This is a genomic window from Streptomyces sp. NPDC052036 (assembly GCF_040680495.1).
Lineage (GTDB): Bacteria > Actinomycetota > Actinomycetes > Streptomycetales > Streptomycetaceae > Streptomyces.
On the sequence record NZ_JBFAWW010000037.1, the window covers coordinates 11,512 to 22,984 of the forward strand.

General features: G+C 68.8%; 11 protein-coding genes and 4 pseudogenes. 10 read left to right on the forward strand and 5 right to left on the reverse strand.

Annotated features, from left to right (window positions below):
• Nucleotides 1–31: 31 nt before the first annotated feature.
• Both AB0L95_RS33835 and AB0L95_RS33840 read right to left on the reverse strand, forming a co-directional pair.
• Nucleotides 32–1,270 carry a cytochrome P450 gene (locus AB0L95_RS33835; protein WP_365168479.1) on the reverse strand — a complete coding sequence of 413 codons (1,239 nt, stop codon included), beginning with the start codon at nt 1,268–1,270 and terminating at the stop codon, nt 32–34.
• Nucleotides 1,271–1,406: 136 nt separating this feature from the next.
• Nucleotides 1,407–1,889 (reverse strand): MarR family winged helix-turn-helix transcriptional regulator, encoded by a 483-nt coding sequence (locus AB0L95_RS33840; protein ID WP_365168482.1) that lies wholly within the window; start codon nt 1,887–1,889, stop codon nt 1,407–1,409.
• 132 nt (nt 1,890–2,021) lie between these two features.
• On the opposite strand from AB0L95_RS33840, the gene AB0L95_RS33845 reads away from it, so the two are divergent.
• Both AB0L95_RS33845 and AB0L95_RS33850 read left to right on the forward strand, forming a co-directional pair.
• Nucleotides 2,022–2,477: an ATP-binding protein gene (locus tag AB0L95_RS33845; protein WP_365168484.1), complete on the forward strand. Its 456-nt coding sequence runs from the start codon at nt 2,022–2,024 to the stop codon at nt 2,475–2,477.
• Nucleotides 2,478–2,664: 187 nt separating this feature from the next.
• On the forward strand, nt 2,665–2,808 hold the full coding sequence (locus AB0L95_RS33850; RefSeq protein ID WP_365168486.1) for a hypothetical protein: 144 nt from the start codon (nt 2,665–2,667) through the stop codon (nt 2,806–2,808).
• A 202-nt stretch (nt 2,809–3,010) separates the two neighbouring features.
• Here AB0L95_RS33850 and AB0L95_RS33855 read toward each other — a convergent pair.
• Nucleotides 3,011–3,208, reverse strand: a pseudogene (locus AB0L95_RS33855) (alpha/beta hydrolase); the annotation flags it as partial.
• Nucleotides 3,209–3,956: 748 nt separating this feature from the next.
• Here AB0L95_RS33855 and AB0L95_RS33860 point away from each other — a divergent pair.
• The gene (locus AB0L95_RS33860; protein WP_365168604.1) at nt 3,957–4,769 is read left to right on the forward strand and encodes a class I SAM-dependent methyltransferase; all 813 of its coding nucleotides are present in this window, start codon (nt 3,957–3,959) and stop codon (nt 4,767–4,769) included.
• Nucleotides 4,770–4,937: 168 nt separating this feature from the next.
• On the forward strand, nt 4,938–5,246 hold the full coding sequence (locus AB0L95_RS33865) for a hypothetical protein (RefSeq protein WP_365168489.1): 309 nt from the start codon (nt 4,938–4,940) through the stop codon (nt 5,244–5,246).
• Nucleotides 5,247–5,359: 113 nt separating this feature from the next.
• Here the strand turns inward: AB0L95_RS33865 and AB0L95_RS33870 are convergent.
• Nucleotides 5,360–5,586, reverse strand: a pseudogene (locus tag AB0L95_RS33870) (IS5/IS1182 family transposase); the annotation flags it as partial.
• Between the two features lie 587 nt (nt 5,587–6,173).
• Here AB0L95_RS33870 and AB0L95_RS33875 point away from each other — a divergent pair.
• Both AB0L95_RS33875 and AB0L95_RS33880 read left to right on the forward strand, forming a co-directional pair.
• Complete coding sequence (locus AB0L95_RS33875) at nt 6,174–6,560, forward strand: VOC family protein (RefSeq protein WP_123965401.1); 387 nt, start codon at nt 6,174–6,176, stop codon at nt 6,558–6,560.
• A 242-nt stretch (nt 6,561–6,802) separates the two neighbouring features.
• Nucleotides 6,803–7,722 (forward strand): annotated as a pseudogene (locus AB0L95_RS33880) (transposase); the annotation flags it as partial.
• Nucleotides 7,723–7,795: 73 nt separating this feature from the next.
• Here AB0L95_RS33880 and AB0L95_RS33885 read toward each other — a convergent pair.
• Nucleotides 7,796–8,326 (reverse strand): MarR family transcriptional regulator, encoded by a 531-nt coding sequence (locus tag AB0L95_RS33885; RefSeq protein ID WP_365168492.1) that lies wholly within the window; start codon nt 8,324–8,326, stop codon nt 7,796–7,798.
• Nucleotides 8,327–8,572: 246 nt separating this feature from the next.
• Between AB0L95_RS33885 and AB0L95_RS33890 the strand changes: the two genes are divergently transcribed.
• The 4 genes and pseudogenes from AB0L95_RS33890 to AB0L95_RS33905 all read left to right on the forward strand — a co-directional run.
• Entirely contained in the window at nt 8,573–9,643 is a 1,071-nt protein-coding gene (locus tag AB0L95_RS33890) for an alkene reductase (protein ID WP_365168494.1), read from the forward strand.
• Between the two features lie 85 nt (nt 9,644–9,728).
• Nucleotides 9,729–10,634, forward strand: a complete 906-nt coding sequence (locus tag AB0L95_RS33895) for an NADP-dependent oxidoreductase (protein ID WP_365168496.1) — start codon at nt 9,729–9,731, stop codon at nt 10,632–10,634.
• Between the two features lie 136 nt (nt 10,635–10,770).
• A complete protein-coding gene (locus AB0L95_RS33900) occupies nt 10,771–11,094 on the forward strand; it encodes a helix-turn-helix domain-containing protein (protein WP_365168498.1) in 324 nt (107 codons plus the stop codon).
• Between the two features lie 73 nt (nt 11,095–11,167).
• A pseudogene (locus AB0L95_RS33905) lies at nt 11,168–11,445 on the forward strand (alpha/beta fold hydrolase); the annotation flags it as partial.
• Nucleotides 11,446–11,473 lie beyond the last annotated feature (28 nt).

Below are 11,473 nucleotides of genomic sequence, written 5' to 3' on the forward strand. Positions count from 1 at the left end.
TCCTCCTTTCCCGCACGGCACTTGGCCGCGATCACCAGGTGATGGGCAGCTCATAGACGCCGTAGACGCTCCCGTCGTGCTTGAACGGGATCTCGTCGAGATCCACGGCCAGCTTCACAGTGGGGATGCGGCGGTAGAGCGTGCTGTAGACGACCTGCAGTTCCACCCGGGCCAGCGGCTGGCCCAGACACTGGTGGACGCCGAATCCGAAGGCCATGTGGTGGCGGGCGTGGCGGTCCAGGTTCAGTTCGTCGGGGTCGGGGAAGGTGGCGGGATCGCGGTTGCCGATGTCGTTGGCAAGGACGATGCCGTCGCCGGCGCGGATGGTCACGCCGTCGATCTCAATGTCCTCCAGGGCCACGCGGCGCCGTCCGCTGTGGGTGATGGTCAGGTAGCGCAGGAGTTCCTCGACCGCAGAGGCTGTCACCTTCGGATCGTCGCTCTCGCGCAGCCGGGCCAGCTGGTCGGGGTGCTGCAGCAGGGCAAGGGTGCCCAGCGCGATCATGTTTGCGGTGGTCTCGTGTCCGGCGACCAGGAGCAGGATCCCCATGTCGGCCGCTTCACGTCGGGAGAGCTCCCCGGCCTGGACACGCGCGGCCAGCGTGGAGAGCAGGTCGTCCGCCAAGTGGGCGAGCTTCTCGCCGATCAGCCGGTCCAGGTAGTCGATCAGCCGCCCGGTGGCCGCCCGCGCCTGCTCCGGCGTGGTCGTGCGCTTCATGAGGACCCGGCTGTTGGCTTGGAAGAAGTCGTGGTCGGAATACGGGACGCCGAGCAGCTCGCAGATCACCTTGGAGGGCACCGGCAACGCGAACGCCTGGACCAAATCCACCGGCTTCGGCCCGGCCAGCATGGCGTCGATCAGGTCGTCCACGATCGCTTGAATCGCCGGCCGCAGCGCTTCCACGTGCTTGATGGAAAAGGCCGCGGTGACCATCCGGCGCAGCCGGGCGTGCTCCGGATCGTCCATCGCGACGAAGCTTCGCGACTCCCTCCGGCGCTCCTTCTGGGCCGCGCCCGTATGCGGGTAGTGCAGGCGGGTGGCGTCTGCGCTGATCCGTGGATCAGCCAGCAGCGCCCGCAGGTCCGCATACCGAGTGACCAGCCAGGGGGTGCTGCCGTCCCACAGCCGCACCCGGCTGATCGAAGCCTGGGCTTGCAGCGTGTGCCGGGCGGGCGGCGGGTCGAACGGGCAGTCGGCCGCCCGGGGCATGGGGTAGTCCGGTACCTGCGCCGACAGCGCATCACTGCCGGGTGCCGAGAGGTTGCTCATGGCTTCTCCGCCCTTCTGAAAGCCGGATAGGGAGGCAGTGCCAGGACCCCGGGGCCCCGGCGGGCGTGCGCCGCGACGGGGCAGCGGAACGGGTCGCGCCTGCAGGAGGAGATACCGAAGAGCGCAGCTCGGAGGTTCAGGAAGCCGACCCGCCGCCCGGAACGAGGGGTCGCGGGACGGCTTGAATCATCCGCTGGACGATGGGCAGGGCCGTGCGTATGGCTTCTCCCAGTGTTCGCACGTCCTGCTCGGGCAATGCGGCCAGCATCTCGGCCACGCGGGCACTCTGTGCGTACCGGCGCTCGGCCAGCAGCTCTCGCCCGGCATCGGTGATGGCGATGAGGCGGACCCGCCCGTCATCGGGATGGCCCACTCGTGACGCCAGGCCTTGGGCTTCCAGCCGCTGCACCAGTACGGTCATCGACGGTTGGGCGATGCCCTCCGCCGCTGCCAGGGCGGTCAGCCGGATCGGGCCTCCCCGATCCAGCCGATCGAGCGTTGCGGCGGTAGTCAGACTCATGCCCTGCCGGTCCGACAGGAGACGTCTGACCATCCCGGTGACCAGCGCGTTCAGCGCTGCCGCCACCTCCTGGGAACTCTCTTCAGATGTCTCATCCATACCTCTATTTATATCACCCTTCTATATATATCGGGCATATAGACTGTCTATATAGAATAGTGATATAAATGCAGTGGATCGTCAGGGGTCCTGGTCACAACCAAGGCGCCACGGCAGCGCCGGAAGAAGGTGATGACCGTGATCTACTTCTACGTCCCAGAGGTCACCCCATGGCGAAGCGCCGCTCGGCTGGCGCAGGCATCGGGCGGCGCCTGGCCACTGGCGCACCGTCCGGAAGCCGCCGGAGAAGCCCGCAAGATCGCCAAAGAGGTCCTGGCCCAGTGGAGGGTCGCCGATGAGGCGGCCGACTCGGTGCTACTGACCGTCTCCGAGCTCGTCACCAACGCTGTGGAGCACGCGGAGCCTCCACTGAACCTCAACCTGAGCCGCGACCCGGCCACCCTGCGCGTGCACATCGAAATCTCCGATGGCGGCCCGGCCGCCACGTCCGGCGACTGGGCCGCCAGCTGCACCCGGGGCGAGCACGGCCGCGGGCTGGAGATCATCAACCACCTCACCGCCGCGCACGGCGACCGAGGGGAGCTCGGACACACCATCCACTGGGCCGACGTGAATGCGCGTGCCTGACTGGACACCATCGCATGGCTCTTCCCCCGTTATGTTTGCCGACCGCTCGGGCCCGGCACTCAGCCGTCCATGCCCTGCTGGAGCCAGGACGCAGCCTGCGATCGGTCCAGCGGCAGCTTGGGATGAGTCGGCACACCGTCAAACGGTTCACCGACGCCGCGAAGCCGGAGGAACTGTTCACCGGCCAGTGGCAGAACCGGTCCTCGATGACTGCAAGCCCAACCGCCTGGCCGCCCTCGCCGGATGGATCCTCCGGCACTCGGACACTCTCACCGAATCCGAGCAGCTCCCACTCAAGGTCGTCCCGACTCACTGCCCCGAACTCGACTGACGGAGAGTGGCCGCTGCTGTTCCGTCTTGAACGATCTGGCTCCGAGTCGGGGTCCTGACCTGCGGCAGCCAGTTCAGTTGAGACAGGGAGATGCCGGGAATCTCGGGTGATGTGGCCCCGCACGGGTGGATGCCGGATGCTGTCTCAGTTGATCTGGTCTCGCTCCGCTGTCCATGGAACCTGCTTGTTGTCGGCCGCCAGGTTACGGCTGCTGGAATGCGACCTCGGGATGCGTGGCGTCGGGGCCAACGAGAAGCGGCTGCGGTACGCCCCGCAAGTGAAGGTCGAAGAAGGCTGCCACGTAGTCGCGGGTTATGCGCCACCCGCGTTCCCCGGACAGCGGTACGGACGGGTCCGACAGGCCCAACGGCCTTGCCAGATAGGGCAGTTCGGTGAAGGAACAGGCTCAGCACCAGTTGCAGAGCGACCACAGCGGCTCTGCGATGTCTGGTGGTCATGCATTCGAAGCTATACACTGGTACCCCGCAACACATCGGTTCCAAAGGGTACTTGGTCGTACCTCCGCCGACGGATCCCGTCAGGCCCAGGTGGCGCGCCGGACGGGGGCGGGCGGTCCGGACCGTGGCCGGCTGCAAGCGCATCGGCGATCAAGATCGCCTGATCCCACAAGCGAGTCGAACCAGTTCGCCTGCAACGCGGACCAGATCCCTGGAGACGGGACAGTTGCACGGAAGCTGAGCCAGAACCAGTTCTCGAGGGACTCGCGGACAAGATGACCTGTCCGTCGGCCACGCCAAGGCTGCCCCGACGTCGGTGCCCTGTGATGTGCCGGCCCGAGTTGCTCCGCCGCGTGAGGTTCTCGTTCGGCCGGCTCGTGGTCGGCCTGCTCAGCCGTGACATCACAGTGCTGTTGACCGACGATCTCAGCGCTTCCACAACCTCGGCGCCTTGACGGGAGGTTGTTCGCTCGGCGACGGCCGCCCGCTGGGACCAGACTCCAGGGATGGCCGGGGGAGGCGGCTGGCCGGAACTGGCGAACGCCTTGAATCGGGCGGGTCAGACACGCCCGAAGAGCAGGCTGCCCGGTGCCTCCGGGTCGTTCGAGAGGAAGTGCTCGCGCACCGCACGAAGGGATCATCTAGGCTGGCGCGGTGACTGATGAGCAGGAGCGGGTGCAGCCGTCGGGAGTGTGGGCCACGGCGGTGGGGGTGGCCAGGGTGCGGGCGCTGGAGACCGAGCGGGAGAACGCGCTGTTCCGCGACCCACTGGCACAGGCCTTCGCCGCCGCCGGCGGCCTGTGGCCCTCCTCGCCGCCGCCCGATGACGAGGCCGCGCGACGCCGCCGGCTGGCCGTGTCGTTCTCCATCGTCATCAGGACGAAGTTCCTCGACGACCTGTTGCAGCAGGCCTCCGCGTCCGGGGTCCGGCAGGTCGTGCTGCTCGGCGCCGGCATGGACAGCCGGGCCTTCCGGATGGACTGGCCCGAGGGCACCCGGCTGTTCGAGGTCGACACCGCCGCGCCACTGGACTTCAAGGCTTCGGTGCTGCGCCAGGAGCGGGCCGTCGCACGCTGTGAGCGGATCACCGTCGCGGCGGATCTGCGTGAGGACTGGCCAGGCGCGCTGACCGCCGCAGGGCACGACCTGGCCGTGCCGACCGTGTGGATCGCCGAAGGACTGCTGATCTATCTGCCCGAGGACGCGGTGGAGCTGCTGCTGGCCCGGATCAGCGCGCAGTCGGCGGCAGGCAGTCGGATGGGGCTGACGTTGGGCTCGCGCGGCGTGATCGAGCGCTTCGGCGCGGACGTCGTGCCGGGATCGGCGGCGTCCATGTGGGTTTCGGAGATGCCCGACGACCCAGTGGGCTGGCTGGCCGGGCACGGCTGGGAGGCCAGCAGCCACACCCTGCGGGAGCGCGCTGCCGCCTACGGCCGCCCGATCGGCACCCCGCCGCAGCGCGAGGAGCGGCCCGGCGGACTGATCTCGGCGGTCCGCCGGTAGAGCGTCTTCTCCCGGTTCCGTAGATGATCGATTCCAAGGGGGCCTGATGAGTGGAGCCAGGTTCATGCGCGGCCAGCCGGCGCGCACTGACCGCCTACGACCGCTAAACCCCTTGGAATCGATCATCTAGAGGCTGACGACGAATCGCCGGTTCGAACGGCTCCTCAGTTGAGCGAACGCCTTGTCCTGGGCTATGACGCCGGGGACGTGCACCGCACCAGGGCATTCACGAACCTGGTCGCCCGGGCGGCAGAGGCATACGGGCTCTCTCTGCGCCGTGCGGACGACGACCCTGACGCGGCCGTGGAGGCGATGACTCACGCGTTGGGTGCCGTTGCGCGGGGGTTTGCCGCCGCGACCTTGGAGACTCTCGCTCGGCACGAAGTGCTGGCGCTGAGCATCGAGCAGGAATGGTATCTGGATGAGCTGATCGTCGAACTCGGCCTGGAGGCCTCCGCAATCCTCAACGCGGCGTGATGCGGCATCGCGGTGCGGGCCGGTGCGGGTCGAGGAGATGACGCTGTCCGTGAGGACGATCAGTCCCGTGCCGCTTCTCGGGAAGCGAGCTGGCCACTGCGGCGGGAGGTCCGGCGGGTAATGCACCGGGTCATGATGGTGATCGCGGCCCAGGTGATCAGCGATTCCGAGTGCTGGATGAGACGTTCGTAGTCCCGGGCGTGGCGGCGGGCGTGCATGATCGATGCGACCTCTCGACCACCCAGCGGCGGGGCAGGACGACGAACCCGCTGGCGTCCTTCGGACGGCTGACGGTCTTGAGGGTGAGGTCGAGGTGCGTCTTCGCCCAGGTCACGAGCTTTCTTCGTCCAGATGTCCTCGGACAGAAACGACCACAATTGACTGGGTCACGACCGAAGTTGGGATTCGAGTGCGTTCGCGATGCGGTCACTGTGACCATTCGCCGGACGATTCCTTCCGGGCCCTCCAGGCCCTCCTCACGCACCGCCGCGAGCAGTAGACCGCGTTCGAACGGCGGTCCACCCCGGCCATCCATCTGGCCCCGCACTCCGGGCACTCGGCCCGAGCGGCACCGCCGATCTCGGCGGCTACCCGCTTGCGCAACCGCTGGTCTCAGCGCCACTGTCTGGCCCGACAGGCCGCCGAACAGAACCTCGTACGAGCTGGAGCACCCGGCCTCAGCCGTTCACCACAGCCCTCGCACGTCCACCCCGCGGCCTCCCTGGCGCCCACGGACACCCCGCCAGGCTAGGACCCAAGGCTACCCAGAACCGGGGCTTAGAAGTCATCTCAATTGGGTGTGACTCTCCCCGGTAGTGCGGACGGGATGCAGAGTATGAGCCCTTGCCGCCGCCAGGGTCGACGTACGCGGTGCTACATCAAGCCCGGTGCCAGGCTTTGACGTCGGCACTCGTAGACTGCGCGGTCATGACACAACGATGGCCCTTCATCCACCACGTCACCTTCATCGCCTCGGACCTCGAGGCGAGCACCCGCTTCTACACTGCCGCGCTCAAGCCTCTCGGTGTTGTCGGGGAGGCGGCTGACGGCGGAGCGGAGTTCTGGGAAGAGGAGCTGGACACTCCTTCCTTCGGTCTGTACCCCGCGGGCGACGCTACGGTGACCCGGGGCGCACACATCGCGTTCACCGCACGCGACCGAGCATCGGTTGACGCCTTCTATGAGGCCGCCCTGACCGCTGGTGGCACGTCCCGGTACGAACCCCGGCTTTGGCCTGAGTACCGCGCCTATTGCGCGTTCGTGGACGACCCGGACGGCAACAACATCGAAGCCGTGTACAAGGAGCAGGCGTAGGGCAGTTGGGCGTGGCCCTCACTCAAGGAGAGTCACACCCAACGCAATGGGTGACCGCGCCACCTGTGAGAGTCAGGCTGTCAGGCCCAGGCGCGATAGCTTGACTGTGATGTGAGACTTGCAGCATGGGCATGTGGCGTGAGTCGCGGTGGGAAAAGGACGCAATGACGGTGTAGATCGTTTTCGCCCTGGTGACTGCCGCCGTGCTGGCTGCTGTGATCTTCGCCGTCGTTTTGACTCTCGATGCCCTCGTCCTGGCTAACATCCTGCGCACCGACATGCACGCCCACCGACCCCTGCCCAACGACAGCGACCTCGGCCGTGCCATCGCTGTCCTGGCCCGCGCCCAGCAGGACTCGCTCTGGAATCGGCAGCAGCTGGCCAACCAGCTCCGCTCCCTGCTGCGCGAGTACTACCCGGCCGCCCTGGATGCCTTCGCCACCTGGACCAATGGTCTGTGCCGTCCCGAGGCCCGCGAGCTCCTCAAGGCCGCGCCAACGCCCACCCAGGCGGCCCGGCTGACTCGCGTCCAGCTCCAGGCCGCCCTCAAACGCGCAGGTCGCAAGCGTGGCATCGAGGCGGAGGCCGACCGCCTTCGCGAGGTCTTCCGCGCTGAGTGGGCTCACCAGCACTCGCTCGTCGAGGAGGCATTGGGCGAGCAAATGCGCGCCCTCCTCATCCAGTTGGAAGCCGCGTGCACTGCGGCCGACCAGCTCGCCGAGGCGATCGAAGAGGCTTTCCCTCAGCACCGGGATGCCGAGATCCTGCTGAGCTTCCCCGGGCTCGGCACCCAGCTCGGCGCCCGGATCCTCGCTGAGATTGGGGACGACCGCACCCGCTTCGCCGACGCCCGCGGCCTGAAGGCCTACGCCGGCGCCTCGCCCATCACCCGGGCCTCCGGCAAGAAGTCTTCGATCACCCGACGCTGGGTGAAGAACGACCGGCTCAACCACGCTGGATACCTGTGGGCCTTCGCCTCACTCCGAGCTTCCGAGGGAGCCAACGCCCACTACCGACGACGACGCGAGCATGGAGACTGGCACGCAGCTGCCCAGCGCAACCTCTTCAACCGCATGCTCGGCCAGCTCTACCACTGTCTCCAGCACCGCAGGGTGTCGATGAGAACACCGCGTTTCCCACCGAACTCGCTGCCGCCGCTTGACGCGTTGGCAACGTGAGGTGTCTGCTGCCGCAGACTCTCCAGACGAGTTGACCTCTAACCCGCCAGGTGGAGGCTAGCCCGTTTCTGCGCCCGCGGCTTCGGCGGCGGCACGTGCGAGGTTCTGCTCCAGGTGCTCCAGGGTGTGCAAGGCTGCGGTGCGTTCGTCGTCCGAGAAGCCTGCCGTCGAGATCTCCTCGAGCTGGCTCCAAGCTCGCTCCACCTCACGGCGCAGAGCTTGGCTGGCTGCTGTGGGTTCGATGAGCGAGGCGCGCTTGTCGGTGGGCGAGGGCCGACGGCGGACGAAGCCGGCCTGTTCCAGCCGCCGGATGGTGCGGGTCATGGTGGCGGCGTCGGAGTCCATCAGCCGCACCAGGTCGGCCTGCCGCTGGGAGCCGAGTTCCCACAGGTGCATCATCACCAGCTCCTGACCCGGGTGCAGGCCGATGCGGCGCAGTAGCTGTCCCGCGAGCATGCGGTGCAGGCGGGCCAGGCGAAAGATCGCATGGCTGACCGGCCCGCCTCTGGCGGCGCCCGGGATCGGGACGGTGGCTTCCTGCCCCATCTCCACGGCGCTGTTCCCGGCCTTCGGCGTGGACTGCGTCATCTCTTGCTCGCCTTTCCTGCTTGGTCAGCTTGATTCTACTGCGGGCCTGTGGCCGGTGGACCGTTCGCGATGGCCGGGCATATATGGGCAGCTTGGAGGGTGTTACGTGCTTCACATTTGATCCCGGGAATGGACTCTCCGGCTTACCTGTTCGGACAGGTGATTTACTTGTTCGGACAGGCATCTGCTGCTGTGGGCGGCGGAGCGCCTGAGCCGCAGAGCGTCACCTATCCCGAGGAAGAGACCATGACCACTGCTTTCGATTCGATCGTCCTGGGCGGCAAGCGACTCACCAGCCGCATCGCGATGGCTCCGATGACCCGCAGCCGTGCGTTCGGGCCCGGCGCCGAGCCGACGGAGTTGATGGCGACGTACTACGCGCAGCGCGCCGGCGCCGGGCTGATCGTCACGGAGGGCGTCCAGCCCTCGCCGGTCGGCCAGGGGTACCCCGACACCCCCGGCCTGCACACGCCCGGCCAGGTCCAGGCATGGCGGACGGTGACCGACGCCGTGCACCGCGAAGGCGGCGTGATCTTCGCCCAGCTGATGCACACCGGCCGGATCGGCCACCCCAGCCTGCTGCCCGAGGGCCTGGTGCCGGTCGCGCCGTCGGCGGTGGCCGCCAGGGGCCAGGTGTACACCTACGAGGGGCCGAAGGAGTTCGTGATGCCGAAGGAGCTGAGCGAGGCGGAGATCCGGCAGACCGTCGCCGACTTCGCCGACGCGGCCGGCAACGCGATCGAGGCGGGCTTCGACGGCGTGGAGCTTCACGGCGCCAACGGCTACCTGATCCACCAGTTCCTCGCGCCCAACACCAACCGGCGCACCGACGCCTGGGGCGGTGACACCGAGGGCCGCATCCGCTTCGCCGTCGAGGTCGTCACGGCCGTGGCCGAGGCGATCGGCGGCCATCGGGTGGGCCTGCGGATCTCGCCCGGAAACGTCTACAACGACATCGCCGAGGACGACCCGACCGAGGTCTACGCGGCGCTGCTGGACCGGCTCGTCGGCCTGGACCTGGCCTATCTGCACCTGTTGGAGGGCCCGGACCGCTCCCTGACCGCGCGGCTGCGCAAGGGCTGGCCGGGCACCTTCGTCCTCAACCCGTTCACCCACCCCGACGTCACCGGCCCCGACGCGCTGAAGCTGGTCGAGGACGGGACGGCGGACATGGTTGCCTACGGGGCGCTGTTCCTGGCCAACCCCGACCTTCCGGCCCGCCTCGCCGCCGGCGGACCGTTCAACACCCCGGACCAGTCCACCTTCTACGGCGGCGACCACCGCGGCTACACCGACTACCCCACCCTCACCGCCTGAGCGGCGAGGCCGCCTCCGTGGCCGCGTAGTGAGCCAGAGCGTCTGCGGTTCCCCCTTTCCACCTGCCCCCACCTGGGAGTTCCCGATGTCCAAAGCGATCACTTTCTCCGGGTACGGCGCCCCCGAGGTGCTGCGACTGTCCGAGGTCACCCCGCCGGAGCCGGGCCCGGGCCAGGTCCGGGTTCGCGTCCGGGCCGCCTCGGTCAACCCTCTCGACATGAAGATCCGGTCCGGCCTGATGGCCGACAAGGTCCCCGCGCACTTTCCCGTGATCCCCGGCCTGGACGCGGCCGGCGTCGTCGACGCGGTCGGCGACGGAGCCGAGGTGGCCGCAGGCGACGAGGTCCTCGGTGCCACGGTCGGCGGGAGCTACGGCGAATACGCCCTGCTCGACCGGGCAGTGGCCAAGCCCGAGGGCCTGTCGTGGGAGGTCGCCGCCTCGCTGGTCACCGTCGGCCAGACCGCGCTGCGCGTTCTCGGACAGCTCGGTGCTCAGCCGGGTCAGACCCTGCTCGTCCACGGCGCCGCCGGCAGCGTGGGCTTCCTCGCGGTCCAGCTGGCCGTCGCCCGCGGCATCACCGTCATCGGAACGGTCGGCGAGCACGACATCGAGCGCGTCGCCGCGCTCGGAGCCACCGCCGTCCGCTACGGAGACGGCTGGGTGGAGCGGGTCAAGGCCGCCGCCCCGGGCGAGGTGGACCTCGTCTTCGACGCCGCCGGAGCCGGCGTCCTCGCCGACTCCGTCACCCTGACGGGCGATCCGGAGAAGGTCATCACCATCGCGGACATGTCCGCCGCACAGCACGGCGTCCGCTTCAGCGCCGGAACCGCCGACCAGGGCGGCCAGTCGCTGCCGGAGCTGGCGCAACTGGCCGCCGCAGGCAAGCTCACCGTGCCGATCTGGCGCACCTACTCCCTGACCGAAGCCGCGCAGGCCCACACCGATCTGGAAGCCCGCCACAACCACGGCAAGGCCGTCCTGCTGCCCTGACCCCCGATACCGCCGCCTCGCATCACAGGGACGAACGAGGCGGCCCCCAGGGCCGCAGCCGGCCCCCGGTCCGGCTGCGGTCCACCCACCGCGCACCGCACCACCAGTAAGAGCTTCGAACAAGGACCGAGAACCGATGGCAGCCTGGCCCACCCTCGCGCCGCTCGCGGCCGATGCGGACCTCACCGCCGCGTTCGAGCTCCTCGGCCTGAAGTGGAACGGCACCATCCTCCACACCCTGGCCACCCGCCCCGCCCGTTTCGGCGAACTGCGCACCGCCATCGGGCGCATCAGCACCAAGATGCTCGCCGACCGGCTCCGCGGGCTTCTCGACGCCGGCCCTGTCACCCACGACCAGCTCCCGCCCGGGCCCGCGACCTACACGCTCACCGCCGACGGCCGGGCCCTGCTGCCCGCCCTGGAGCAGATCCGCTCCTGGTCGCAGCACCGCACCACCTGATCCCGCCACTCCTCAGAGATCGGAACACACACGCCCGCACGCCCCCTGCCCGAAGCCACGTTCGCCGCACTTCCTGGGCTCCGGCCCCGGCCTCGCCCTCGCCCACGGCGCCGGCAGCAGCATCGACAACGCCTACGGTCCGACCCTGCAGGGCCTGGCCGCCCACCACACCGTCGTCGGCATCGACTACCCCGGCAGCGGGCGAGCCCCCCCGTCACCAAACCGCTGTCGCCGGACGACCTGGCCGACCAACTCGTAGCCGCCTCCGTTGCCGAGGGCCTGGAGACCTTCGCGGTGTCCGGCTACTCGCTCGGCGGCCCGGTCGCCATCCGCGCGGCCGCCCGCCACCCGGGCTGGTCCGTCGTGAAGCCCAACAGGG

Coding starts and splice junctions, on each gene's coding strand:
- AB0L95_RS33835 (WP_365168479.1), bottom strand. CDS start 1,270: ATGAGCAACCTCTCGGCACCCGGCAGTGATGCGCTGTCGGCGCAGGTA.
- AB0L95_RS33840 (WP_365168482.1), bottom strand. CDS start 1,889: ATGGATGAGACATCTGAAGAGAGTTCCCAGGAGGTGGCGGCAGCGCTG.
- AB0L95_RS33845 (WP_365168484.1), top strand. CDS start 2,022: ATGACCGTGATCTACTTCTACGTCCCAGAGGTCACCCCATGGCGAAGC.
- AB0L95_RS33875 (WP_123965401.1), top strand. CDS start 6,174: ATGACACAACGATGGCCCTTCATCCACCACGTCACCTTCATCGCCTCG.
- AB0L95_RS33885 (WP_365168492.1), bottom strand. CDS start 8,326: ATGACGCAGTCCACGCCGAAGGCCGGGAACAGCGCCGTGGAGATGGGG.
- AB0L95_RS33890 (WP_365168494.1), top strand. CDS start 8,573: ATGACCACTGCTTTCGATTCGATCGTCCTGGGCGGCAAGCGACTCACC.
- AB0L95_RS33895 (WP_365168496.1), top strand. CDS start 9,729: ATGTCCAAAGCGATCACTTTCTCCGGGTACGGCGCCCCCGAGGTGCTG.
- AB0L95_RS33900 (WP_365168498.1), top strand. CDS start 10,771: ATGGCAGCCTGGCCCACCCTCGCGCCGCTCGCGGCCGATGCGGACCTC.